25 protein-coding genes and 1 other annotated feature are annotated in these 25,886 nt (G+C 56.1%); of the genes, 16 read left to right on the top strand and 9 right to left on the bottom strand.

Annotated elements, in window-relative coordinates; all coding sequences use genetic code 11:
* Positions 1-42: 42 nt before the first annotated feature.
* The 3 genes from ACYVRB_RS06290 (at position 43) to ACYVRB_RS06280 (ending at position 2,610) form a co-directional block, all read left to right on the top strand.
* Positions 43-1,335: an ammonium transporter gene (locus ACYVRB_RS06290; protein ID WP_461214247.1), complete on the top strand. Its 1,293-nt coding sequence runs from the start codon at positions 43-45 to the stop codon at positions 1,333-1,335.
* Positions 1,336-1,455: 120 nt separating this feature from the next.
* Positions 1,456-2,358: a quinone oxidoreductase family protein gene (locus ACYVRB_RS06285; protein ID WP_461214246.1), complete on the top strand. Its 903-nt coding sequence runs from the start codon at positions 1,456-1,458 to the stop codon at positions 2,356-2,358.
* A 39-nt stretch (positions 2,359-2,397) separates the two neighbouring features.
* On the top strand, positions 2,398-2,610 hold the full coding sequence (locus ACYVRB_RS06280; protein ID WP_461214245.1) for a hypothetical protein: 213 nt from the start codon (positions 2,398-2,400) through the stop codon (positions 2,608-2,610).
* A gap of 43 nt (positions 2,611-2,653) precedes the next feature.
* On the opposite strand, the gene ACYVRB_RS06275 is transcribed toward ACYVRB_RS06280, so the two are convergent.
* The 8 genes from ACYVRB_RS06275 to ACYVRB_RS06240 form a co-directional block, all read right to left on the bottom strand.
* Positions 2,654-3,343 carry a uroporphyrinogen-III synthase gene (locus ACYVRB_RS06275; RefSeq protein WP_461214244.1) on the bottom strand — a complete coding sequence of 230 codons (690 nt, stop codon included), beginning with the start codon at positions 3,341-3,343 and terminating at the stop codon, positions 2,654-2,656.
* A complete protein-coding gene (gene hemL / locus ACYVRB_RS06270; RefSeq protein ID WP_461214243.1) occupies positions 3,343-4,626 on the bottom strand; it encodes a glutamate-1-semialdehyde 2,1-aminomutase in 1,284 nt (427 codons plus the stop codon). The genes ACYVRB_RS06275 and hemL overlap by 1 nt, the downstream gene beginning before the upstream one ends.
* The gene (gene hemB, locus ACYVRB_RS06265) at positions 4,626-5,606 is read right to left on the bottom strand and encodes a porphobilinogen synthase (RefSeq protein ID WP_461214242.1); all 981 of its coding nucleotides are present in this window, start codon (positions 5,604-5,606) and stop codon (positions 4,626-4,628) included. Before hemB ends, hemL begins: the two co-directional genes overlap by 1 nt.
* Complete coding sequence (gene hemC / locus ACYVRB_RS06260) at positions 5,599-6,519, bottom strand: hydroxymethylbilane synthase (protein ID WP_461214241.1); 921 nt, start codon at positions 6,517-6,519, stop codon at positions 5,599-5,601. The genes hemB and hemC overlap by 8 nt, the downstream gene beginning before the upstream one ends.
* Positions 6,503-7,768, bottom strand: a complete 1,266-nt coding sequence (hemA, locus tag ACYVRB_RS06255; protein ID WP_461214240.1) for a glutamyl-tRNA reductase — start codon at positions 7,766-7,768, stop codon at positions 6,503-6,505. Before hemA ends, hemC begins: the two co-directional genes overlap by 17 nt.
* A complete protein-coding gene (locus tag ACYVRB_RS06250; protein ID WP_461214239.1) occupies positions 7,737-8,192 on the bottom strand; it encodes a precorrin-2 dehydrogenase/sirohydrochlorin ferrochelatase family protein in 456 nt (151 codons plus the stop codon). Before ACYVRB_RS06250 ends, hemA begins: the two co-directional genes overlap by 32 nt.
* Positions 8,174-9,199: a uroporphyrinogen-III C-methyltransferase gene (gene cobA / locus ACYVRB_RS06245; RefSeq protein ID WP_461214238.1), complete on the bottom strand. Its 1,026-nt coding sequence runs from the start codon at positions 9,197-9,199 to the stop codon at positions 8,174-8,176. The genes ACYVRB_RS06250 and cobA overlap by 19 nt, the downstream gene beginning before the upstream one ends.
* A 55-nt stretch (positions 9,200-9,254) precedes the next feature.
* Positions 9,255-9,481: a binding site (T-box leader), on the bottom strand.
* Between the two features lie 5 nt (positions 9,482-9,486).
* Positions 9,487-10,473 (bottom strand): NAD(P)/FAD-dependent oxidoreductase, encoded by a 987-nt coding sequence (locus tag ACYVRB_RS06240; RefSeq protein WP_461214237.1) that lies wholly within the window; start codon positions 10,471-10,473, stop codon positions 9,487-9,489.
* Positions 10,474-10,964: 491 nt separating this feature from the next.
* On the opposite strand from ACYVRB_RS06240, the gene ACYVRB_RS06235 reads away from it, so the two are divergent.
* The 12 genes from ACYVRB_RS06235 (at position 10,965) to ACYVRB_RS06180 (ending at position 23,374) form a co-directional block, all read left to right on the top strand.
* The gene (locus ACYVRB_RS06235) at positions 10,965-11,858 is read left to right on the top strand and encodes a LysR family transcriptional regulator (protein WP_461214236.1); all 894 of its coding nucleotides are present in this window, start codon (positions 10,965-10,967) and stop codon (positions 11,856-11,858) included.
* A gap of 404 nt (positions 11,859-12,262) precedes the next feature.
* Positions 12,263-13,330 carry a sulfate ABC transporter substrate-binding protein gene (locus ACYVRB_RS06230; protein WP_461214235.1) on the top strand — a complete coding sequence of 356 codons (1,068 nt, stop codon included), beginning with the start codon at positions 12,263-12,265 and terminating at the stop codon, positions 13,328-13,330.
* Between the two features lie 39 nt (positions 13,331-13,369).
* Positions 13,370-14,218, top strand: a complete 849-nt coding sequence (cysT, locus tag ACYVRB_RS06225; RefSeq protein WP_461214234.1) for a sulfate ABC transporter permease subunit CysT — start codon at positions 13,370-13,372, stop codon at positions 14,216-14,218.
* Entirely contained in the window at positions 14,185-15,024 is an 840-nt protein-coding gene (locus ACYVRB_RS06220; RefSeq protein WP_461214233.1) for a sulfate ABC transporter permease subunit, read from the top strand. Before cysT ends, ACYVRB_RS06220 begins: the two co-directional genes overlap by 34 nt.
* On the top strand, positions 14,987-16,057 hold the full coding sequence (locus ACYVRB_RS06215) for an ABC transporter ATP-binding protein (protein ID WP_461214232.1): 1,071 nt from the start codon (positions 14,987-14,989) through the stop codon (positions 16,055-16,057). The genes ACYVRB_RS06220 and ACYVRB_RS06215 overlap by 38 nt, the downstream gene beginning before the upstream one ends.
* Entirely contained in the window at positions 16,042-17,724 is a 1,683-nt protein-coding gene (locus tag ACYVRB_RS06210; protein WP_461214231.1) for an adenylyl-sulfate reductase subunit alpha, read from the top strand. Before ACYVRB_RS06215 ends, ACYVRB_RS06210 begins: the two co-directional genes overlap by 16 nt.
* Positions 17,705-18,028: a 4Fe-4S dicluster domain-containing protein gene (locus ACYVRB_RS06205; protein WP_461214230.1), complete on the top strand. Its 324-nt coding sequence runs from the start codon at positions 17,705-17,707 to the stop codon at positions 18,026-18,028. The genes ACYVRB_RS06210 and ACYVRB_RS06205 overlap by 20 nt, the downstream gene beginning before the upstream one ends.
* Before the next feature lie 37 nt (positions 18,029-18,065).
* Positions 18,066-18,866, top strand: a complete 801-nt coding sequence (gene cysD, locus ACYVRB_RS06200) for a sulfate adenylyltransferase subunit CysD (RefSeq protein ID WP_461214229.1) — start codon at positions 18,066-18,068, stop codon at positions 18,864-18,866.
* 29 nt (positions 18,867-18,895) lie between these two features.
* Positions 18,896-20,587, top strand: coding sequence for a sulfate adenylyltransferase subunit 1 (locus ACYVRB_RS06195; RefSeq protein WP_461214228.1), 1,692 nt, complete (start codon positions 18,896-18,898; stop codon positions 20,585-20,587).
* Between the two features lie 11 nt (positions 20,588-20,598).
* Complete coding sequence (locus ACYVRB_RS06190; protein ID WP_461214227.1) at positions 20,599-22,224, top strand: nitrite/sulfite reductase; 1,626 nt, start codon at positions 20,599-20,601, stop codon at positions 22,222-22,224.
* A complete protein-coding gene (locus ACYVRB_RS06185) occupies positions 22,221-22,670 on the top strand; it encodes a flavodoxin domain-containing protein (protein WP_461214226.1) in 450 nt (149 codons plus the stop codon). Before ACYVRB_RS06190 ends, ACYVRB_RS06185 begins: the two co-directional genes overlap by 4 nt.
* A complete protein-coding gene (locus ACYVRB_RS06180) occupies positions 22,667-23,374 on the top strand; it encodes a sirohydrochlorin chelatase (RefSeq protein WP_461214225.1) in 708 nt (235 codons plus the stop codon). The genes ACYVRB_RS06185 and ACYVRB_RS06180 overlap by 4 nt, the downstream gene beginning before the upstream one ends.
* Positions 23,375-23,423: 49 nt before the next feature.
* Here the strand turns inward: ACYVRB_RS06180 and ACYVRB_RS06175 are convergent, their stop codons facing one another.
* On the bottom strand, positions 23,424-24,782 hold the full coding sequence (locus ACYVRB_RS06175; RefSeq protein ID WP_461214224.1) for an amino acid permease: 1,359 nt from the start codon (positions 24,780-24,782) through the stop codon (positions 23,424-23,426).
* Positions 24,783-24,986: 204 nt separating this feature from the next.
* Between ACYVRB_RS06175 and ACYVRB_RS06170 the strand changes: the two genes are divergently transcribed.
* Positions 24,987-25,874, top strand: coding sequence for an NAD(P)H-dependent flavin oxidoreductase (locus ACYVRB_RS06170; protein WP_461214223.1), 888 nt, complete (start codon positions 24,987-24,989; stop codon positions 25,872-25,874).
* The last annotated feature ends 12 nt before the right edge of the window (positions 25,875-25,886 follow it).

Here is a 25,886-nt window from a genome sequence, read left to right as displayed (position 1 = left end):
TCAAGCCGACCACATCTTCGTCGATTCCTAGGAGGGATATTTATGAACATTGCCAACACTGCTTTCGTCCTGATCGCCAGCGTCCTCGTCTGGTTTATGACTCCTGGTCTTGCCTTTTTCTATGGCGGCCTGGTTTCCAAGCGTAACGTCGTCAATACAATGTTGTCGGTGTTTTATATCACCGGGATCGCGATCATCTTATGGGTCATTTTTGGTTACGAAATGGCTTTTGGGCCAGACATCGGCGGCGTGATCGGTAAGATCCAAGGCCTGTTTTTAAACGGGATCGATCTCACCGCTTTGCGGCCGGACAAACTTGCCAACAGCACGTTCGTCTTGTTCCAAATGATGTTTGCCATCATCACGCCGGCGCTGTTTATCGGGGCCGTCGTAGGGCGCATGCGTTTCAGCTTCTTGACTTGGTTCATCGTTTTGTGGAGCATCTTTATCTACTATCCGCTGGTCCATCTGGTTTGGAGCCCCAACGGCTTAATGGCCAGCTGGGGGGTCTTGGACTTCGCCGGCGGGACGGTCATCCATATCAACGCCGGGATCACGGCCTTAGTCCTGTCAGGTTTCTTAGGTGCCCGTCGCGCCAAACAAACAGAGCCGTCCAACCGTCCTTGGGTCTTGTTGGGTACCGCGATCTTGTGGATCGGGTGGTATGGCTTCAACGCCGGTTCCGCCTTGGCGGCTAATGGTACTGCGGTCAACGCGGCGCTGACGACTTCTGTGGCGGCCGCGGCCAGCCTGGTCATGTGGATGTTCTTAGATGTCGCCAAGCACGGCAAGCCGACGCTGATTGGGGTTTGTACTGGGGCCTTGTGCGGATTGGTCGGGGTCACTCCGGCTTGTGGCTATGTCACGATCTTCGGCAGTTTCATTATCGGGATCGCCGCAACCGCGATGTCGTATTGGTTCATCGAATACCTCAAACCAAAACTGAAGATTGATGACGCCTTAGACGCCTTCGGTTGTCACGGGGTCTCTGGGATCGTCGGCTCGATCCTCACCGGAGTGTTTGCCACCAAAGCGGCTAACCCGGCGATTGCCGAAAACGGTCTGGCTTATGGCGGCGGCTTCCATCTGTTCGGGATCCAAATTGCCGGTACATTAGTCACCATTATCTTAGTTGGGGCCGTGGCGATCATTATCACCTTGATCTTGCGTCGCTTTATCCCGATGCGTGTCACCGAACACGACGAAGCGATCGGGTTGGATATTTCTGAACACGGCGAAGTTGCAGAAGACAGCGGTGCCGACAGCGATATCTTGCGTTACCCAGACGAATTTCTCGGCCAGATGCGCGGCTTCGATCCGCGCAATCCGAGATAGTTCCATGGCTTTCACCTCTTGGCAATAATTCACCAGACAGAATAATTGCCTTTTGCCCAAATGACTGATTACAATGGTAGTGTTGAAATCACTCGTGTTGACAGGCAAGGAGGCTATGTCATGCAAGCGTTTGGACTCAATCACCCCAACGGCCGCTTCATCGCCATCGATGTTCCTGATCCAGTTCCCCGTCCCGGTCAGTTCACAATCGCACCGGTCGCCATCGGTTTAAACAACCGTGACCGCACCGAGCGGTTCAACGCCCCAGAAGGTCGGTTCACCATCCCCGGGCACGATGTCGTCGGCCGAGTCGTTGACCCTGGTATCACTGCGTTTACCCGCGACCAGCTGGTCATTGCCCACACCAACCAGGCCTACGCAGACCTGGTGGTAGCCACGCCTGACACCGCGATCGCCATGCCCAAGCGGCTGACGGTCGCACAAGGCGCGGCCTTGATTACCCCTGGCATCACCGCCTGGCGGATCGTCCATCGTTTTGCGACGATCGAACGTGGTCAAACGGTGATCGTCAAAGGCGCCAACGGTGGCGTCGGCGCGCTGGTCGTTCAGTTGGCTACCGCCATGGGGGCTGACGTGATCGGGATCGCCAGCGCCCGCCACCAAGAAGCCGTCATTAGAGATGGCGCCTTACGCGCGGTGCCTTACGACAACACAGATCTCTTGGCCGTGCTGGCCAATGCCGGGGATGTCGTGATCAATGTCGCCATGGAAGGTATCGGGTTTGCCGAAGACGTCGCCATGACGCGTCCCGGCGGGCAGCTGGTCACCGTCGCGCACATCGACCGCCTGTCGGGAGACAAACCGATCCAGCTCACCCACGTCCACCCGGTGTCGACGCCTAGTGACGCCGTGGCCTTGGCGGCGTTAGCCCCTGCCGTTGCAGAACAACACCTCCGCTTACAACTGGCAGACCCTTTGCCGCTGACCTTGGAAGGCTTGCAGGCTGGCCATGAACTCCTTGGCAAGCCACATGAAGGTCGAATCGTTTTGGTTAAATCATAAAACTGGTATAATAAGATTAGTAAGAAACGGAGGTGCACCATGGCATTCAAGGATCTACGCCAAACCGCGACTCAGATCAAAACCGACACGCCAAAGCCCACGGTCGAAGGGGCTGTCTACTGCATTGTCTTCGGTGCCACCGCAGTCGCCGGTTTGTTGAGTTTTGGCATCTACAAATTGCTTACCCCAGAACGTGTCATCGCCAAAAAGGCGAAGGCAACGGTCGATAAGCATCGTGAAAGCACCGATTAAATTGATCAAAAAGACGTCTGCCGCCAGCATAAAATGCATGGTGTCAGACGTCTTTTTTGGCGTCAATCACGTCGTTGCGCACCATCGTCACTGCCTGTTGCAACACCGCCTGAGTCGTCATCGGCGCAATTGCGGCCAAGCCATCAGCTTGCATCGCCAAGGCGGTGCTGGTCCCCAATGTATACCAGCGCGTGGCTGCAAATTGGGCCTGCCGTTTTCGGACCAACGGACGCAAGTGGCGCCAGCTGCTCGGACTGCTGACGATGGCGGCATCAATGGTTGTTTGAGCAATGATCGTTGCGGCGTTGCGCGCATCTTGTGGCCGCCAACGGCTGCGATAAGCGATGATTCGAGCAATATTTTCGGGTGCTTGTGGTGACCGATCGCCTGTCAACCACACCGCGCGCCGGCTACCGACCAGTGCGAATGTAGCTGCGCGATTTTCTGCTTTGGCGACTTGGATGTGCGTGAAGCCGGCCTTTTGTAATCGCAGTTTCAATCTCGAGCTTAGGCACACGACCGGATGTTGACGTACATTGGCGACTTGAACCAACGCGTTGGCGCCGGCGTCGCTGGTCACGATCAATAACGGCGCCGTCTGCACGACGCGCTGATCAAACGCCTGTGCAACCAGCGCCGTGAATGGTAGATAAAGCACTGGCGCGACCGGCGTTAACTTGCGCTGCAACGTCGCTGGGACCCGCGCTTGGGCAAGCGTGATCAGCGTCGCCATCACAGACTCGCATAAACATCCGCAAACGCGGCGATCGTGTCGGCCACGTCTGCTTGGGTATGCTTGCCGGAAAAGAAGTTGGTTTCGTATTGCGAAGGCGCCACATAGATGCCATGTTGCAACAAGCCTTTGAAGACCCGTTCGAACACCGCCATGTCACAGCGTTGAACATCGGCAAAATTCTGCGGGTCCCGATCCGCATAAAAAATACTCCACATCGTCCCGACATGGTGAACGAAGGCCTTGACCCCATTGCGATCTGCGGCTTGTTGGATCCCGGCACACAACTGGTCGACCTTAGTTGTCATCTTTTCGTACAATGGCGCGTTCAACTGCTTCAGCGTGCTGATCCCGCCTGCCATCGCCAAAGGATTGCCCGACAAGGTCCCGGCATGATAGACGTTGCCCGCCGGCGTGATATGTTGCATGATTTCCTTGCGCCCACCAAATACACCAACAGGTAGGCCGCCGCCGACGACTTTGCCCAACGTGGTGAGATCTGGCGTGATCCCATACAGCGACTGCGCGCCGTGATAGGCCGCGCGGAAGCCGGTCATCACCTCGTCAAAAATCAACAAGGCACCGTTATCTGCCGTGACCTGCCGCAGCGTCTTTAAGAATGAGGCCTTTGCGGCAATGGTGCCCATGTTCCCGGCGATCGGTTCAACGATCACGCAGGCGATCTCTTGCCCATGCGCGGCAAACAAGGCTTTGACCGCGTCTTCATCATTGTACGGCACTGTCAGTGTTTCATATGCCAGTGACTTAGGCACGCCTGGGGCTTCATGAATGGCGAAGGTCGCGACACCGGAACCGGCATCGACCAGTAGCGAATCGGAGTGGCCGTGATAGTTGCCGATGAACTTCACGATCTTGTCGCGCTTCGTGTAGCCCCGCGCCAAACGGATCGCACTCATGGTCGCTTCGGTCCCGGAAGATACCATCCGCAACATTTCTAATGACGGCACGACCTTTTGGATCTGTTCGGCAAGCTGGGTCTCCAACAGCGTCGGCGCCCCGTAACTCGTGCCTTTGCCAAGCGCGTCGCGCAAGGCCGCTTGCACCTGGGGATCCGCATGGCCGAGGATCAGCGGCCCCCACGACAGCACATAATCCAAATAGCGATTGCCATCAATATCGCGGATGTATTGTGCTTGTCCCGACTGGATAAATAACGGCGTCGCGTGCACGTTAGCGAACGCCCGGACCGGGCTGTTAACCCCGCCTGGAAAAATTCCTTTTGCCTGCGTGAAAGCCGCCTGTGATTTGTTGAATTCAACCATCACCATTCCCCCTTATTGATCCGTTGCGCCACGTCTTTGGCAAAATACGTGATGATCAGCTCAGCGCCTGCGCGCTTGATGCCGACAAGCACCTCTTTGACGATCGCCGCTTCATCGATCCACCCGTTGGCTCCGGCCGCCTTGATCATGGCGTATTCGCCGGAGACGTTATAGGCTACCAGCGGCAAGTTGGATTGTTGCCGCACCTCGCGGACAACATCCAAAAACGCCATTGCCGGTTTCACCATCAAAAAGTCGGCGCCTTCGCGCTCGTCAGACGCGGCTTCACGCAAGGCTTCGCGCCGGTTGGCCGGGTCCATCTGATACCCTTTGCGATCGCCAAATTGCGGCGTACCATCGGCCGCGTCGCGAAACGGGCCGTAAAAACTGGACGCAAATTTCACCGAATAGGCCATGATCGGGGTGTCGAGATAACCGGCATCATCTAACCCGGCACGGATCGCCGCCACAAACCCATCCATCGCATTGGAAGGGGCCACGATGTCTGCGCCGGCGCGGACTTGGCTGACGGCGACTTTCGTGTTGTACACCAGCGACTCGTCGTTGAGGATCTGATGATCTTTCACGATCCCACAATGGCCGGTGTCGGTGTATTCACACATGCACGTGTCTGCAATCACGATCAGATCCGGATACGCGGTCTTGATCTTGCGGATCGCCTGTTGCACGATGCCGTTATCTGCCCACGCACTGGTGCCGACCGCGTCTTTGGTCTTGGGGATCCCAAACAAGATGATCGATTGGATCCCGAGCGCAACGATCCGGTCGACCTCTTCTTGTACCGTGTCCAGGCCAAACCGCGAGATCCCTGGCATCGACGTGATCTCGGCCTCGCCGGTGATGGTTTCATCGACGAATACCGGCATGATCAAGTCTTCAATATGTAAGTGGGTCTCGCGCACAATATCCCGTAGCGCTGCTGTTTTCCGTAAACGACGATGTCGATCAAAATTAGTCATTATCATTCTCCTTTTGAATTTGTTCCAGTGCCCCTTGTGCGATGAGCGCTTCGGCCACTTGTAACCCGACGTGGGGATCTTCGCTGTGGACCTGTTCGTGGAAATAATGTCGTCCGTCATGTGTCGCGACTAAGCCGTCAAAGACGTGGCCGTTCCCTTCTCGCCTTGAAAAACCAGCAAACGGAAAGCGGCAGCTGCCACCCAAGCGCTTCAAAAATTCGCGTTCGATCGCAACAGCACGGTGCGTCGGCCGGTCATCAATGGCCGCCAATAAATCAACCGTTTCGTCTTGACGACATTCCACCGCGATCGCACCTTGACCGGGTGCCGGTAGCAAGACCCCGGCCAGACTCAATCGGTGTAATCCTGATAAATCCAGTTGCAGCCGATCCAAGCCCGCATTCACCAAAACGACCGCATCGAGATCCTCAGCGACCAGCTTGTGCAAGCGCGTATCCACATTGCCTCGGATCGGCACGATCTCAAGGTCTGGTCGCAAATGCAACAATTGCCCCTGCCGCCTCGACGCATTCGTCCCGATCCGCGCCCCTTGCGGCAGTTCCTCCCAAGTCGGATACGGCTTGGTCGTGATCAGACAATCATAAGGATCAGCCCGCTTCAGCGTCGCGCCGATCACCAGCCCTGCCGGCAAGCGCGTGGTCACGTCCTTGAGGCTGTGGATCGCAATATCGATAGTGTGCGTCAATAACGCCCGCTCCAGCGCCTTGACGAAGGCACCTTGGCCTCCGATGACTTGCAGGCTGGATGTCTGGTCGCGATCGCCGCGGGTCACGATAGGCACCTTCACAAACGTCTTGGTGGGATACGCCGCTTGCAACGCCGCGATCGCGAGGTCTGTTTGGGCGACCGCCAGCTGACTGGTTCTGGTCCCGACGCTAATAATTTCTGGCAAACGCCTGCACCTCCGTTTCTTCTAATCCAAATAACTGTTTGAATAACGCCAAATCATAGTTGGCCTCCGGTTGTACCGAGGCTTCTTTGATCGTCTGGATCGGTTGTTTCAACAATTGATTCACGATGCTTTTCAGATGCTTGGCGACAATTTTTTGTTGACGGTCGTCTAGTGGCGGCAACTTATTCAACAGGCTGGTGTAGACTTGTTCTTCGACCGCCAGCGCTTCTTGACGCAGCTCACGGATCACGGGAACCACATGGAGTTCCCGCTCCCACCGGCGATAAGCCGCAACGGCCGCCGGGATCTCAGTTTCGATCTGCCGGCACAAAAACCGTCGCCGTTGGGCGTTAGCAGAAACGATCGTTGTCAACGTGTCCATGTCTGCATACGAGACGCCTTCAGGAACGCTGGCGACATTTTGCGGCACCCCTAGGTCGATCACCGTTTGTAGGCTTCCGGCTGCTTGCAAAGCGAGCACCGGCGTCTGGGCTGAAGTCGCCAAAATCACCGCTTCGACTTGCGTGACCGCCGCGTTCAGCTTTTCCCACGGCACCACCGTCACGTTGGGATACTTGGCCGCGACACTTTCCGCCCGCAGCTGGTGGCGATTGGTGACCCAGATCTGGTCAAAGCCCATCGACACGGCATTTTGTAAGACGTGCTGACCAAAATCCCCCATGCCCACAACAAGCAACGTCTTATCCGCTAAAGGCGCCAGTTGTTGCTTGATCTGATGCAAGCCGGCTTGGCCGGCGCTTTGGGCCAACTCGGCGATCCGGTAACGCGTATGCATCCGTTTGGCAAACGCGATCGCCATCGTGCCCAATTGATTCAACAGCGCGCCGGTGGTGCCGCTGGCTTGCGCGGTGAAAAAGGCGGTCTTGAACTGCCCCAACACCTGAGGCTCACCGAGGATCTGCGCGGCCAAGCCGCTGGTCACATGTAGCAAGTAATCGATGGCAGCATCGCCTTCATATACTGTCACCCATTCGTCCAGCTGGGCGATCGTCACGTGCCAATACCGCGCCAAAAACCGGCGGATATAATAGCGCCCGGTGTGCAACTGATCGACCACGGCGTAGACATCGGTCCGGTTGCACGTGGCCAAGATGATGTTTTCAAGCAGACTTTTTTCGTCGTGTAACGCCTGATCGACATTGACCAGCTGATCTTTTGGAACCGTCAGCCTGCCGCGTTCTGCTAACGCCACTTTTTTATAGTTCAAACTCACTGCGATTAGATCCATCTTGTACCTCCTGTTGCAACCACTTCTTGATTTTCCGCGCGCGAGCCGGCGCCTGACCATCAGTGCTGACGGTAATCACGACATCGCGCTCGCGAATCACGGCAACGTTATAAAAATCCGACCGCGCCTTATCGCTGACGTCATTCACCCACTGCCACGCTGCGGCATCTGCACACACCTGGCGATTCACTGCCGAATCGTTCGTACACGCAAGGATCAAGCTTTGCCCGCGCAGGCAATCTGGCGTGTAGCGCTGCTTTTTCCAGCAAACTTGTTGGACATCGATATCGGGATCAAGTGTCGGGCTCACCACCGACACCACGGCGTTAGCGGCCAACAACCCGGCCACTTTGCGGGCAGCGATCCGGCCGCCACCGATCACGACCACAGGCCTATGTTCGAGTTTTAAGTTGACGGGATACACGTGCTCACCTCCCGGATCAAAGTCGCCGGCATCACTTGCTTCACGCGATGAGATCGCTCGGCCGCGACCACGCTTGCTTGATCCAGCGCCAACATCGGCACTTGGGAAAAGTTTCGGCCGATCGCCTGCACGTCGCTGGCCGAAGCCACAATCACCGCATGCGCAACGACCTCAGGCACGCGTCCGAGGCGATAGGTGGCGACCGCCGCCCCGGCATCGTGCAAGCGTTGCTGTAACGCCGTTTGCGCTTCGGGCACCAAGACCGCACCACCGCTGAGCGGCAAGTGCACCCGCAGCCGTTCTGCAAGCTGCACCACCGGGCCGATCACGATCAATGCCGGCGCCTTCAGCTCAGCGGTGGCGGCTGTCGCGGCGATGTGTGCCAGGTCTGCGGTCACGGATCGCTGTTGCCAATGCGTCGCAGATTGGATCACAGCCGCCGGCGTCGTGCTTGCCTTCCCGTTGGCGAGCAGTTGCGCTTGGATCTCTGGCAACGCCGCCATACCCATCAAAAACACCAGCGTGCCGTCGAGCTGAGCTATCACCGGCCAGTCCAGCGGTTTGCCGTCTCGGGTGTGGCCTGTGAAGACGTGAAAACTCGTCGCCAGGCCGCGATGGGTGATCGGGATCCCGTCGGCGGCTAACCCCGCGATCGCGCTGGTGACCCCTGGCACGACTTCAAAATCGATGTGCTGGGCTTGAAGATATAACGCCTCTTCACCGCCGCGGCCAAAGACATAAGGATCTCCGGCTTTGAGTCGCACGACCCGCCGGCCTGCTGTCGCCTGTTGCCCTAGCAACGCATTGATCTGCGTTTGCGAATAAGGCTGGTGTCCCGGACGCTTGCCGACATCGATCAATTCTGCCTGCAACCCCGTCCATAGCCGGGGATCGACCAAGCGGTCATAAACCACGACATCCGCTTCATTCAGGCGTCGTTGCCCTAATACGGTGATCAACTCAGGATCTCCCGGGCCTGCACCGACTAACGATACGAATCCACTCATCTTCATCACTCCTCAACTGCTTTGACCAAAAAAACGCCGTCCTTATGCATCTTTGCATAAGGACGACGTTGATCGTGGTACCACCTTAGTTCACGGTCGCAAAAACGACCGCCTCAAAGCCTCATCATAAGGCCTGGCAATTATCGCTTGCCTGACGTAGGTCTAGCTTACACCGACCTAGTGCTCCGAGCTCATCTTCACCTCTTGTTGCGCGCGTCTTTTCACCAACCAGACGCTCTCTTTGGCGCAACGAGAGACTACTCTTCTCATCAATGCTGAATATTAACTTACAACGATGTGCTGTGTAACGGTTGCTTGCGTTCAGGATACAGCGCCGTGGCAATGTGATTGATCGCCGTGGGCGCTTCCCCAAAGCCGCTTGCGATCAGCTTGACCTTGCCGGGATAAGTGACCGCGTCGCCGATGCCATACACACCAGCCAAAGACGTTTGCATGTTGGCGTCCACCACGAGGTCCCGGCGAGAAAGATCAAAACCGCAATCTTTAACCAAGCGGTTATCCGAGGTGAAACCATAGTTCACGAGCAGATAATCCGCTTCGATATGCGTTTGGGTCTCGCCTTTGACTTGTTGTAACAAGATATCGACACCTTGATCTTGGCGTTGGACATTGGCGATGTTGTATGGCGTTGCCAGTGCCACCGGGGAATCTTTCAAGGCGTTAACGCTCGCTTCAAGGGCCCGAAACTGCTTGCGGCGGTGGATCAACGTCACCGATCGGGCGACCGGCGCCAGCGTCAACGCCCAGTCGATGGCAGCATCGCCACCGCCGGCAATGGCGACTTTTTTGTTGGCGAAGGCTTGGATCGAGGAAACAAAATACAAGACCCGGTTGCCATCTAAGTCATGATCGTAGTCGCAAGGCAACTGCCGCGGGGCAAACGCCCCACTGCCGTTGGCGACCAAAACCGCTTTGGCATGTGTCGTTTGTCTGGAAGTCGTCAGCGTGAAGGTTTGGTCCGGATTTTTCGTTAGTGATAAAACTTCTTCATCACAGTGAACCGTGACGCGATCAGCAACCGTTACGAGTTGCATCTGCAGGTTATCGATCAACTTTTGCCCGCGTACAGGGACAACGCCGGCGACATCGCTGATGACTTTTTCCGGATAAAGGGCAGAAACCTGTCCGCCCAGTGTCGGTAGGCTTTCGACCAGCAGTGTGTCGAGATCGCGTAAGCCCGCGTAAAAGCTGGCAAACATGCCGACGGGCCCGCCACCGATCACGATGAGGTCGTATAGATGCGAATCTGTCATGATAAACAGCTCCTTTGTAAGCCGCTCCTGCATGCTCCGGGTTGGCTGGTGATTGAGAAAAGTAATACCATCGAAACCAACCGCCGTCAATCACAACTGGTCGCCAACCTCGTCCGTGATAGTCAGAAACTATCACCCCCAATTCCTGATTGGGCTTGACTTTTCCCATCGATCCTTGGTAGGCTGACAATAATTTTATAACGCAACGTGTTGAAGAGAAGAGTAGCCGTAGACGACCGATCAGTGAGCCCGACATAGTGGAAACGGGCACGGAAAGAAGCGGTGAAGATGAGCTCAGAGCGTCGGTAGGGGTCGTGTTGGCCGCTACCACGGTTGTCTCCGTTATGAAGACTAGATATCGATCGGTATCGAAAAAGGCGTAGTTTCATTTACGCGAAAATGGGTGGTAACACGCGTCAGCGTCCCTTTGCAGCAATGCAAAGGGACGCTTTTTGTTTCCCTCAAGGTTTATCGAAAGGAAGTGTCCATCAATGAGTATTCAACAAATGCGCTATATCCTCGCGGTTGCAGATAATGGTAGTTTTCACGCGGCGGCGAAGAAACTTTATGTCTCCCAACCCAGCCTCTCGCACAGCATCAAAGAATTAGAACGTGACTTAGGGACGACGTTATTCACGCGGACACGCCAAGGGGCCGCACTCACTGCCGCAGGCGCATTATTTGTTCAGCGCGCCCGTAAGATCCTCGACCAGATCGACGATTTGAACCATTATTTTACGCCTAAGCCTTTTGGCACCGAGTATTTCTCGATCGCAGGGCAACACTATGATTTCATGAGCGATGCCGTGTGCCAGGTCCTGAAGCAGTTTCCCAACTGCCAATACCTGCGCGTCTTTGAAGGAACAACCAGTCAGGTCATCGAAGACCTCAAATTAGCCAAGAGTGAGGTGGGCTTTATCTTCACCAACGTCAACAACGAAGCCTTGATCGCCAGCATGCTCGCAGAAGGCGCGTTGACCGCCACCGACCTCGGGACGTTTTCAACCCATATCTTTATGCGCACTAACCATCCGCTCGCGGCCAAAACCATCCTCACCAAAGCAGATCTGATCCCTTACCCACAGATCCGCTTCACTCAAGACACCGCCTATTCAGAACTCGCTGAAGATCCGCTGGTTGCACCAAGCACCGGCCAAGTGATCGCCACGGCTGATCGGGCAACGATGATTCGCGTGCTGGCGCAAACCGACGCTTACAGTTCTGGTACCGGCATCATCACCGACCCCGAGCAGCAAGGCCTCACGACTCGCCGACTGGATGGCGAACCAGAAAATCACATGCTCCTCCTGCAGCATAACGACCACGAGCTGTCCGAACTGGCTGCTCATGTCATCACAGCCGTTCAGTCACACCTCACAAGATAGAAAATGCTTATCCTTCAAAGCCTTGCGCCAACAGGGTTTGCCAGCTCAAAACGCCCCGCCAACAACCGCCACGATACAAAAGCGCTATTACCCAGCGCTTGTCGAAAATCGCATTAGCGCTTAAGATAGCAACAATCATTGTTCATGAATAACATTTTCATTGGTTATTCCTATCTGCGAAGAAAAGATGAGTACAGACAAGCCTTGAGCGTCACAGAGAGCCGTGCAACTGCTGCAAGTACGGCCCCTCAAGCGTCTGGAAGATGGTCTTTGAGCATTCCGACTGCGAGCATCGTTAGCAATCGGCGGATCCCTGCCGTTACCAGGTCTAGAGGCTCAAGTCGATTGAGTAAATTAAGGTGGTACCACGCTGAGGCGTCCTTTCATGATGAAAGGACGCCTTTTTGCATACGCACAGAAAGGAGGCAACGCTTATTCACTGGTTCAACGACAAACATCATCTGATCACGCTCAGTTTGGTCATCGTCATCTTAGGGGCTTACGGCCTGTTTTATCATCACCAAGCGACCGCCGCCGGTACCCAGGCGACCACGACGATCACCAACGCTTCTTATGACGCCACGCGCGAATTCTATACCGCATACGATGCTGATTTTGCCAAGTATTGGCACAAAACCACGGCCAAAACCGTCACCGTGAACGTCACCAACGGCGGTAGCGGCAGCCAGGCCAACGCTGTTACCTCTGGCGCCCAGGCCGATGTGGTCAGCCTGGCGCTTGCCCAAGACGTCACCAGCATTCAACAAGCCGGGCTGATCAAGCCGGGCTGGCAACAAGAATTCCCGCAAAATTCTTCCCCTTATACATCGATCATCGTTTTTCTCGTTCGCAAGCATAATCCAAACCAGATCACCGATTGGAACGACCTGACCCGCCCAGGCATCGGCATCGTGACCCCGAATCCGAAAACCTCCGGTGCCGCGCGCTGGAACTACCTTGCCGCCTGGGCATACGCGTCCCAACACGACGGCAACGACCGCCATGAGACGTTGGCCTTCATGCGCAAGCTTTACCACAATGTCCAAGTCCTCGACTCCGGTTCCCGCCAAGCCACCTCAACGTTCACGAAGAATCACCAAGGCGACGTGTTGCTCACCTGGGAGAACGAAGCCTTGGCGGTCCTCAAGAAATACCCCGGTCAATACGAGCTAATCACGCCTAGCCTTAGCATCAAGTGCGAGCCTAGCGTCGCCGTGGTCGACGCGGATGCCAAAGCAGCCAACACGACGGCGGTCGCCAAAGCCTACGTCCGCTACCTTTACGCCAAGTCCAGCCAGGTGTTGGCCGCCAAAAACGGTTTTCGCCCAAGTGACCGGCAAGTTTTCAAGCAATACCAAAGCCAATTTGGCAAGACCCGCCTCGTGACCGTCGACAAAGCCTTCGGTGGCTGGGGCAAAGCGCAAAAGACCCATTTTGAAGATGGCGGCACCTTCGATCAGATCTACCAATGACGCTCGCAACTGACAACCTATAGAAAGGAAGGCCAACCTATGAAACAACGCAACCAATTGATCCCAGGATTCACCCTGGCCCTTTGTTGCACGATTGGCTTAACGGTCATGTTGGTCGCCATCCCCTTAGCGTCTCTGGTCGTTCAAAGCATCCAGGCCGGTTGGCACGGCTTCAGCTCACAGGCTCTGGAGCCGCGCGTCTTGGCCAGCTACTGGGTCAGCCTCAAAGGCGCCTTGTTGGCCGCGATCATCAACACCGTGATCGGTTTTCTTCTCGCGTGGGTGCTTGCCATGTACCGCTTCCCTGGGCGCGGCATCATCGAATTGTTGCTCGATCTGCCGTTTGCTTTGCCCACCTCGGTCGCCGGGATCGCCTTGGCCTACTTGTACTCCACCAAAGGCTGGATCGGCCAGCTCTTAGCCCCGATGAAGATCGCCTACACCTTCACCGGCATCGTGATCGCCATGGTGTTTGTCACCTTGCCCTTCGTCGTTCGCTCGGTCCAGCCGGTGTTGGCTCAACTCGATCACAACGTTCAAGAAGCCGCGATTACCTTAGGCGCCAGCCCTTGGCGCACATTCCGCCAGATCATCTTACCCGAAGTGCTTCCCGCATTATGGACCGGCTTTTCGCTCGTCTTTGCTCGAGCGCTTGGCGAATACGGCAGCGTCATCTTCATCGCCGGCAATCAGCCTTACCACACCGAAATCGCCCCGTTGATGATCATGTTCAAACTCGAAGCCCACTCGTATACCGGCGCCACTGTAATCGCCGTGTCGATGCTTGCGTTTGCGCTGTTGTTCAACCTTTTCAGCCATTCGCTCAGCAATCATCTCGAAAGGGGGCGCCGCTCATGTTCAACGCCAAACACATCCGCTACCCTTTGATTGCGTTAGCCTGGATCATTTCACTCGGCCTGATCGGTTTACCGATCGGCTTGATCATCGATCAAGCCTTGAGCGACGGACTCACGCACTATCTCACCGCGCTTGGGGCGCTGATCACGCTGAACGCCTTGAATCTGACCGTTATCGCCACCGTCATCACCGTGATGGTCGATCTGATCTTGGGCATCGCCGCCGCTTGGGTGACGACCTTTTACGATTTTCCCGGCAAAAAAATTCTGAACGCCATCATCGACTTGCCGGTCGCCGTTTCACCGGTCATCGCCGGCTTGATTTTCATCTTGACCTTTTCACGCACCGGTTGGGCGGCACCGTTACTCGCTCATCTCCACTTCCAGATCATTTACGCGCGTCCCGCCATCGTCTTGGCGACGATTTTTGTCACCTTTCCGTTGGTCGCACGCACGATCGCACCGGTCATGGCGGCCCGCGGTCGCGAGGCCGAACAGGCCGCCGCGTTCATGGGAGCGAGCTGGCGCCGCATTTTGCAACAGATCACCTTGCCTGCGATCCGTGTTCCTCTAGCACAAGGCATCGTCCTTGCCGCTTCCCGTGCCCTCGGAGAATTCGGAGCAGTCGCCGTGGTTTCCGGCAGCATCCCCAACCAAACGCTCACTTTACCGCTCTTGATCCAAACGCTCTATGACGAGTTCAAATTTAGCGATGCCTTTGCTGTCGCCACGATCCTCTTGGCCACCACCATCGTCATTCTCGCGCTAGAACACCATTTATTAGAAAGGAGTACCGCCAATGTTCATCCAGATCAATCACATCACCAAAGCCTATAACGGCCGCCCTGTTCTCCAAGACATCAACTTCGGGGTCAGAGAAGGCAAGCTCACCGCATTGCTGGGCCCCAGCGGCAGCGGCAAAACCACACTGCTACGGATACTCGCCGGTCTCGAACAACAAGACAGCGGCAACTTGGCCTTGGCCAACCGCCCGCTCGACCGCGTGCCTGCTTCACAACGCGACATCGGCTTTGTTTTTCAGAACTACGCGCTTTTTGAACATCTGACGGTCGCCCAAAATATCGCCTTCGGGCTACATTCGCAGCACGTCCCAGCAACCGAGATCACCGCGCGCGTCGATGAACTGTTGCAGTTAACGGCCCTCACCGCATTTGCCAGCCATTATCCAAGCCAGCTGTCCGGCGGTCAAAAACAGCGCGTTGCGTTTGCCCGGGCCATCGCACCTCATCCTAAGGTCTTGTTATTAGATGAGCCTTTTGCCGCGCTCGATCAACAGATCCGCCAAGAGCTGCGTTCGTGGCTCCGGCAGCTCGTCCACCGGCTCAACATCACCAGTATCTTCGTCACCCACGATCAAGAAGAAGCGGTGGCTTGCGCCGATGACATCGTCGTCTTGCATGACGGGCGCATCCAACAAGTCGGCACCCCGGCGGCGATCTATCATCACCCACAAAATCAATTCGTGGCACGTTTTATCGGCCACACCAGCTGCTTAACCGATCCCAATTTAGCGGCCTTTCAGCTCCCCCAGGCGCTACACACCGTGTTTATTCGCCCAGAATATGTCCACGTGTTTGCCAAAAACGCGATCAGCCAGATCCCCGGCGTGTTCGAGCCGGCGACTGTTGTCAACACCACCTTCCAAGGCGCCAACATCGCCGTGGAGCTCCGCCTACACGGCCAAGCGCTCACGGCAATCCATGCCACGCTAGACCAGCCGCTGTTGGCCGGCCAGCAGGTGTTCGTCTCGATCGAACGGCTGATCGGCTTCACCGATGCCGGCAGCCAGGTTTTTACCAACCCCGCCTATTCGCAACGACTCGGAGGTGCCGCATGGAACAACAAGTAGTCAACTGTGATCTTCTCATCATCGGCGGCGGTACTGCCGGGTGTTATGCCGCCCTCACCGCCGCCCGCCAAAACCCAGACTGTAAGATCGTGATCGCAGAAAAGGCCGACATCCGCCGCAGTGGCTGTTTGGCCGCAGGGGTGAACGCCTTGAACGCCTATATCACCCCAGGCCACACCCCCGATTATTACGTCGATTATGCCACCAACGACGCCAACGGGATCGTCCGCGAAGACCTCCTGTTGACATTGTCTGAACGGCTGAACGCAGTCACCGCCGACCTCGAAAAAATGGGCCTAGTCATCTTAAAAGACGAAAAGGGCGATTACGTCACTCGCGGGCCGCGCAACATCAAGATCAACGGCGAAAACATCAAGCCCCTCCTAGCCCGGGCGGCCCGCCGCCAGCGGCACGTCCATGTGCTCAATCACCTCAACATCACCGATCTGCTCGTTGCAGACAACCGCGTGCATGGCGCGGTCGGCTTCAGCACCCGCGAGTCCAAGGTCTTTGTTTTCCGCGCCAAAGCCGTCATCATCACGACAGGCGGCGCCAGCGGGCTGTATAAACCTAACAACCCAGGCTTTTCCAAGCATAAGATGTGGTACTCCCCGTTCAACACCGGCGCAGGCTACGCCATGGGCATCCGCCACGGTGCTGAGATGACGACGTTTGAAATGCGCTTCATCGCCTTGCGTTGCAAAGACACGATCGCCCCGATCGGGACCCTAGCCCAAGGCGTCGGCGCCAAACAGGTCAATGCCTTAGGCGAAAATTACGAACAGCGCTACGGCCTGAAAACCTCGGAACGCGTCTGGGGAACCGTCCGTGAACAGCAAGCCGGACGCGGCCCGTGTTACCTGAAGACAGAAGGTATCACCGCCACGCAAGAAAATGATCTTTATCACGCCTACTTGAACATGGCGCCTGGTCAGACGCTGCGGTGGTTAGAAAACGGCGGCCCCGCGGCGCACAACGTCGAGATCGAAGGCACAGAACCTTACATCGTCGGCGGCCACGCCGCGTCAGGCTATTGGGTCGACACCGATCGTCAAACCACGATCCATGGACTTTTTGCCGCAGGCGACGTTGCCGGCGGCGCCCCGCAAAAATATGTCACCGGGGCTTTGGCTGAAGGCGAGATCGCGGCCACCGCGGCCGTCAAACAGCTAGCGGCGCAACAGCCTGTCCCCGGTGTCATCGCCAAAGAAGCAGAAGCCGCCATCGCCCGCGCCCAGCGCGTGTTGGCCCGCCCGGCAACCACCACCACGATCGCCACGATCGAAGCCGCGATGCAACAAGTCATGGACGAAGACGCCGGCGGGATCAGCCAGGCATACGGCTACACGACCGCAAGCCTGGCTCAAGCCGACGACCGCCTAGTTGCTTTGCAAGCCCAGCTCGCCACGGTCGGGGCCAGCGATATGCACGACCTGATGGCGTATTACTCGGTCAAAGACCGGTTGCTGGTCGCGCGTTGTGTCATCGCCCACCTCGCCGCCCGCAAAGAAACCCGCTGGCACGCTTTTGCGGAAAATCGCGATTATCCCGACGTGGATCCGCAACTGACCGGCTATGTCAATTCAGTCTACAAAAATGGTGCGTTCAAGATCATTCATCGCCCACTGGTCCCACGGAGGCAACGTTATGAGCATTCGAATCAATAAAGACAAGTGTGACGGTTGCGGCCGCTGTGCAGAGATCTGCCCCGGCGGCCTGATCAAGATGGTCGGAACTGGGAAAGCTCGCAAGGCCGAGATGGCTTACCCCGATGAGTGTTGGGGTTGCATGTCTTGCGTCAAAGCCTGCCCCCGCCAGGCGATCGAGTTTTATCTCGGCGACGATATCGGCGGCAAGGGGATGACCCTTTCGGCAAAGCTTTCCGCCAATGAAATCGATTGGACGGCTTGCCAAGACGGCTGCCCGGTGCAAAAGATCATCATCGCCCGCAACCAAGCGAATAAGTATTGAAAATCAGGATCGAGGTCAACCCTCAGAAAGGATACTCATGGATCATTTAGACGAACTAGAAGCAGAGAGTATCTTCATCTTACGCGAAGCATACAAAAATTTAGGCAAACTCGGGATGCTATGGTCACTCGGCAAAGATTCCACCGTCTTGCTGTGGCTCGTTCAAAAAGCCTTCTACGGCCACGCCCCATTCCCGTTCATTCACATCGACACCAGTTTTGAGATGCCAGAAGTCATCGCCTATCGCGACAAGATGGCCGCAGATTACAATATCGATCTGATCGCCTACACCAATCAGGAGGCCCTCGACAAAGGCATGAATCCTAAACTCGGACGCCTTTTGTGCTGTGGCGCGCTGAAGACGACCGCCCTCAACCAGGTCAGTGAACAATATGGCTTTGACGGGTTGATCGTGGGCGCGCGTCAAGACGAAGAAGCCTCGCGCTCCAAGGAACGGATCTTCTCAGAACGCGACAAAAACCATAAATGGGATTACACCAATCAGCCGCCTGAACTCTGGGATGAATTCAAGACCGACTTTCCCAAAGGCAACCAGATCCGCGTCCATCCCTTGCTCCATTGGACAGAGCTCGACATCTGGGAATACATCCGCCGCGAAAACATTCCGGTCATCGATTTGTACTTCGCCAAAAATGGCCGGCGCTACCGCAGCTTAGGCTGTGCCCCGTGCACCGGCACCTTCAAGTCCGACGCCAAAAACGTCACCGAGATCATCGAAGAGCTCAAAGTCACAAAGATGAACGAACGCTCAGGCCGCGCGCAAGACCAAGAAGACGCCTATGCGATGCAAAAGCTTCGCCAAGCCGGTTACATGTAAGCTCACAATCAATCTCGAGGAACACGCCAATGAAAGAAAATGCACTCAACATCGTCATGGTCGGCCACGTCGACCACGGCAAATCAACGGTCATCGGCCGCTTATTGTATGATACCCACTCCCTGCCGCAAGGCGCCGTCGATCGCGTCAAAGCGATCGCCAAAGAAACCGGCAAGCCCTTCGAATATGCCTACTTATTGGATGCTTTTGAAGAAGAGCAAAAACAAGGCATCACCATCGACACGACCCGCCTGCAATTTTCGAGCCAACGCCGCGATTACGTGATCATCGACGCCCCAGGCCACAAAGAGTTCTTGAAAAACATGATCTCTGGCGCCTCTAACGCCGAAGCCGCCTTTTTGATCATCGACGCCAAACACGGCGTCGAAGACCAAACCAAGCGCCACGCCTATATCTTGCGGTTGCTAGGAATCAAGAAGCTTTACGTTGTCGTCAACAAGATGGACCTGGTCGACTACGCCCAAGCACGCTATCAAGAAGTCTGCCAGCAGATCACCGCTTTTCTCAAGACCCTCGATGTGCAAGCAGACGGCTTTATTCCGATCTCTGCTTATTATGGTGAAAACCTCGTGAAACCTTCGACCAAGATGCCGTGGTATCAGGGACAAAGCTTCATCGACACCCTTGACGCGGTTCCCGAAGCCGATCAGCCGTTGGACAAGCCGTTACGGTTGCCCATCCAAGACGTCTTTAAGTTTGACGACCGCCGGATCATCGCCGGACGCATCGAAGCCGGATCGATTGCAGTCGGCGACGAGATCACGATCTTCCCAAGCGGCCGCACGACCAAGGTCTTAGACCTAGCGCACTGGCGCAAAGCCGATGCCAAGACCCAAGCCAGCGCCGGCGAATCCGTCGGGTTGATCGTTCAAGACGAGTTTTTCAACCAACGCGGTGAGATCATCACCAAGACAAACGATCTCAAGCGCGAATCCCCACTGGTCGGTTCCAGACTCCAGGTCAACCTCTTTTGGATGGGCGAGACGCCTTTGAAGGTCGGACAGACTTACAAGCTCAAGCTAGCTACCCAAGAGGTGCAAGTGCGCGTCATCGAGATCCCCAAGATCACCGACGCGTCAGACCTTTCGGCACGTGCCACCACAGACGAAGTCCACCTCAACGACGTCGCCGAGGTGGTGCTTCAGGCCAGCAACCCCATCGTTTATGACCTCTTCAGCAAACACCAAGCCACCGGCCGCTTCGTCTTGGTCGACGGCTATGACGTCGCCGGCGGGGGCACGATCACCACGATCGCCAAAGACGTCACCGACGCCAACGGGTTGCAATTCCAGACTCCGACGCAAACTTATCAACTCAACTTGTTTGATACTTATGCCCTGCAACTCGATCATATTGAGACCCACGAATTTGCCGGCACCTTCAAGCCGACAGACGACCTGCCGCTGACCGATCGCGGCTACACGTACCCGCAAGATTTTAACGTCGTCTTACCGACGCTCAACCGCCTGCTCAAGGTGCGCCACGGCCACTTTGTCGGCGATCACGACTTGACCGATCCGATCGATTGGCAATATCCGCTCGTCAATCGGATCGGGGCGCGGCTGAACGTTCACAGCGACCACGAGTTTGCAAACTACTTGGCGGTGCAAGAAGGCCTGAACGACAAAACAAAGACTGACTTTTATGCCCAATGGGTCGATTTTAACGCGTATCATCACATCGTTATTGGCAATTTATAGGAGGAAACCACATGAGTTATCAAGTGACTTGGGCTGACAGTAAGCTCAACGCAAATGAAGTCGCAAAACTCCACGAGGATGGCCTCGACGTTTTCAAAGATCTGCCAGAGCTGGTCACCCATCCTTTTTCAGAAATCGATAAAAGTTACTACATGTATTTCAAATTCGCCGGCTTGACCGTTCAAAAGCCGCAAACAGAAGGCCTGTTCATGATGCGGGTCAAGATCCCCGGCGGCCGGATCAACTTGACCCAAGCCGACCATCTGGCCTGGATCGCTGAAACATACGGCCACGACACCATCGACCTCACGACCCGCCAGGCCGTCCAGTATCACTGGATCCCGTTCGCCAAATTGCCCGAGATCTTTGCCGGCATCAACGCGGTCGGCCTGACCACCCTCGGTGCAGAAGGCGACATCACCCGTAACATCGTCGATAACCCCTTATCCGGGATCGACCCTGACGAACTGTTCGACACCCGCGACACGGTCTTGCAAGTCTACAAGCGGCTTCAAGGCAACCGTGACTATTCTAACCTTCCGCGTAAATTCAAGATCTCGATCAACAGCAACGTCTACAACGCCGGCAACGCAGAGATCAACGACTTGGCCCTCATCCCCGCGGTCAAAACGATCGCAGGCCAAGAGACGCAAGGGTTCAATGTCAAAGTCGGCGGTGGCTTAGGCCTGGTGCCATACCTCGGCGTGAGCCTGAACGCCTTCGTCTTGCCAGAAGAAGTCCCTGATCTGGCAGAATCCGTGATCAAGCTTTACCGCGACAACGGCTTCCGCCGCAGCCGCAGCAAAGCCCGCCTGAAGTTTTTGATTCAAAAATGGGGCATCGAGAAATTCGAAACCGAGTTACGCAACCAACTACCCGCCCTCAAACCCGCCGGCAAGAGTATCGTCAAAGGCTGGTCCAACGGCACGGCGCTTGGCGTCCATTCCCAAAAACAAGCCGGCTTCTCCTATCTCGGCGTCGCCATTCCCGCAGGTCGTCTGAGTACTTCCCAATTCCGGGCGCTGGTCCAGATCGCCAAAGACTACGGGCGTGATGAATTACGCTTCGACCACGGACAAAACCTGATCATTCCTTGGATCCCTACCGATAAGCTCCCTGAGATCGAAGCCTTGCCGATCTTCCAGACCTTCAACCTCAACCCGCATACGCTATTAGATTATGGCACCACCTGCACAGGCGCTGAGTATTGCAACCTCGCCAACGCACACACCAAAGAGCTCTTCAAGCCCCTGCTCGATAACCTCGATGCCCGCTTTACGTTCAGCCATCCGCTCAGCATCACCTTGACTGGTTGCGGCAACGGTTGCGCGCACCGCAGCATCGCAGACATTGGGATCGAAGGCGCCAAGGCGAAAACGCCAAGCGGCGAACACGTCGAAGGCTACAAACTATCTGTCGGTGGCAGCCTCTTAGACGGCGGCCACTTCAACACCGCCTTGCGCGGGAAAGTTTCCGCTGACCAGCTGGCAGACGCGGTCGCGGCGATCTTGGCTGACTATCGTGATCACCAAGCCGCTGGCGAAACGTTTTACGCCTATTATCAACGCGTCGGCGCCGATCATTTTCAAACTTGCTTTGACCAATATCAAGACACGCTTTCGGAGGTACTCAAATGAAAATCAAAATCGCCTATACCAGCCTGACCGGTAACACCCAAGAAGGCGTCGACGTGCTCACCGACGCCTTAGAAGCCTTGGACGCCACCGTCACCACCTTTGACGCAGAAGACGGCATCGACATCGACGACTTCTTCCAAGACGCAGACGCCTATGTCTTGGCCAGCTACACCGACGGCGACGGTGAGCTGCCCGATGGGATCCTCGATTTTTATGACGATCTCGAAGATTATGATCTCGCCACAAAGCGCGTCGCCGTCATCGGCTCAGGGGATGAAGGGTACGATGATTTCTGCGCGGCCGTCGATATCTTGGTGGAACGGGTGCAAGACGACGGTGGCACGATCGTGGGCACGCCGATCAAATATATCCTGGCCCCAGACGACGACGCAGAAGCTGAGATCGTTGAACTTGCCAACGTGCTAACCAAACAGGCCAGCCTATGACCCAGGCCTTACTTTTTGTCTTACATGGTCGCCGCGATCACATCCCCGCCAGCAACATCGCCTTGTTACACGAGCTGGCAACCCGTTATCGTCTGCCTTATGCGATCAGCTTTTTAGAAGGCGATCAACAAACCCTTGAAGATGGCGCGACCGCGTTGATCTCCCAAGCAGACAAGCTCATCGTGGTGCCGGTCTTATTGTTTGCGGCCACCCATGTGCTGTGGGACATCCCACGCCGGCTGACCGCCTGCGTCGCCAACGCTGTCTCGACCACCATCCTCGACCCGCTGGGCACGACCGCCGCCGTCACCGCTTATCTTAGCGACCAATTCGTTCAGGCCCAATCACATTACGCCAACCGCACGCCTTTGATCGTCACACACGGCACGCCACACTTTGACGAACCGCTCACCCAACTCGCCAGTTTGGCGATGCGCGTTGGCGTCACCATTGGCAAACCCGTCCGTTACGCCAGCCTGATCGGACCACGTCCCATCGCTTCGGTGCTGACGCCAGGGACCCCGCCACTGTTGGTGTTGCCGTTATTTCTCACCAACGGCCGCCTCGTTAATCGGGTCAAGACCCAAGTGCGCGCCTGCCAGCCAGACAGCGTGTTCTTGCCGCCACTTGAAGACGAACCCGTGATCGCCCAAGCAATCACGCAGCGTCTCACGCGCGTCGGGATCAAACCGCAAGCTCGATAAAAAAAGCCATCTGACAGCGCTACACGAGCGTGTCAGGTGGCGTTTTGGGTTATGCCTGTTGCAAACGGTGCTTTCGTCTGAAATAAAGAAACGTCATCAAGGCCAAGTAGATGACCCCGATGCCCAGGCTGATCCGGGTTTCCGGATTCAGTATCATAAACACGAGCGTCAAGGCCAAAAAGGCTAGCGTCGCGTAATTGGTGTATGGTGCCCCTGGCATCTTGAACGGATGGTCTACCATTTGGTCGGCGTGGATCTTGCGGAAGCGGGTCTCGGAAATCAAGATCACGACCCACGGCACCATCCCAGGCAACACAGAACTGGAGTAAACCATGACGAACAAGTTGCCGGCTTGAGGCGCGATAATCGGCAACAGCGCGTTGAGGACCACGCCAAGCCCGATCCCTAAGCCGATCAACAAGACAGGGTATAGCGGAACGCCATGCCGGTTAAGTAATTTGAATTTTTTCGGTAGCTGATGCTCATCGGCCAGCGTGTAAAGCATCCGGCTGGCCGAGTAGATCCCGGAATTGGCGCCAGACAACGCAGCGGTAATGACGACAAAGTTGATCAGCGCGGCGGCGAAGGTGATCCCGATTTTGGAGAAGGTCTGCACAAACGGACTGCCGATAGCAGACAACTGGTTCCATGGATAGATCGCAACGATCACAAAGATGGCGCCAACGTAAAAGATCAAGATCCGGCCGACGGTATCTTTGACCGCCTTGACGATGGTTGGCCGCGGGTTCTCGGCTTCACCGGCAGTGATGCCCAGCAGTTCGACCCCTTGATACGAGCCCAAGACAATGGCTAACGCGAAGAAGAAGCCTTTGACCCCACCGGTGAAGAATCCCCCGTGAGTCCAGAGGTTGCTGATCCCCACCGGATGACCGCCGTTACCAAACCCGAACAAGATGACCCCGAGGCCTGCGATGATCATCAAGACGATCGTAACCACCTTGATCAGCGCAAACCAAAACTCCATTTCACCAAACATCCGCACCGAGATCAAGTTGGCACAAACCAAGGTGGTGATCGCGATCAATCCGGGCAACCAGCCCGGCAAATGCGGCCACCAGAACTGAAAATATTCCCCGATCGCAATCATTTCTGACATGCCCACGACCACGAATTGAAAGACATTGCTCCAGGCGGTGAGGTAACCGAACACCGGATCCATGTATTCCGTTGCAAATTTGGCAAAAGAACCTGTCGCCGGATCGACATAAAGCATCTCCCCTAACGCACGCATAATCAGATATAAGAACAGCCCTGCAATGGCATAAGCCAACAGCACAGACGGTCCTGTCCACTTGATCGTTGAAGTGGCCCCCATGAACAAGCCGACCCCGATCGTGCCACCCAAGGCGATCATTTGCATGTGACGAGCTGATAATTTACGCTGCATGATCAATACTCTCTTTCATCATAAATCATAGACAAGTGTCACCATTCATGACACGACGTGAGATATTTTACGCGTTTTTTTTACAAATGGCAAACACGTGTCACGTTTTGTGCACAACCTAATCCGAACAAACGGGTGGTGGCGTTTCCACAACTTAGCGGGTATGCTAGAGACAGAACCTATTTAAAGAAGGAAGTGTTCCACATGACAACCATTTTAGGCACCCGCTTACCCTTGATCCAAGGCGCGCTGGCACAGATCTCGACGCCGCCGCTCGTCGCTGCTGTCAGCAACGCCGGTGGCCTCGGCGTGTTGACCACCACGAACATGACCGCAGACGACCTCGCAGACGCGATCGCGGCGGTCCGCGCTAAAACCACCGCTCCTTTTGGCGTGAACTTAATGCTCCAACAAGACAACATCCCCGCGCTTCTCGACTACTTGTTTGGCCATCCCGTCCCTGTCGTCACGACTTCTGCAGGCTCACCCAAGCGCTTTGCGGCGCAACTGCAGGCCGTTGGCACCAAGGTCGTGGCCGTGATCCCTAACGTCAAGGTCGCCGCCAAAATGGCAACGCTGGGCGTCGACGCGCTGGTGGCAGAAGGCATGGAATCCGGCGGCCACATCGGCACCGAAACCACGATGACGCTGGTTCAAGCTGTGACCGCCGCCGTGGATCTGCCTGTTTTTGCCGCCGGTGGCATCGCTGATGCCAAAGGGGTCGCCGCCGCTACCGCCTTAGGGGCAGTCGGCGTTCAGGTCGGCACCGCCTTTTTGGTCGCAGAAGAGACTCCGATCGCGCCTGCGTACAAACAGGCCGTGATTGCGGCAACAGATACCAGCACCGTCGTCACCGGCCACGCGCTGGGCGACGCCGTGCGCTGCTTGGCTAATCCGTTGACCGATGCCTACTTCACCGCGGAAACAGCGGGCGTTGATCCTACGACACTGCATCAGTTGCTCGACGGCAGTTTGTCCCGCGCAATCGCCGGCGATGTCGATCACGGCACCTTGATGGCAGGCGCGATCGCCAGTCAGCTGACTAAGATCGAACCCGTCGCCGCCATCGTCGACCGACTGTATCCGCGCTGATATCTGTTATAA

Source organism: Lacticaseibacillus boliensis (assembly GCF_054784775.1).
The sequence above is the reverse complement of the archived record's forward strand: the minus strand, read 5'-3'. Positions and strand labels throughout refer to the sequence as shown.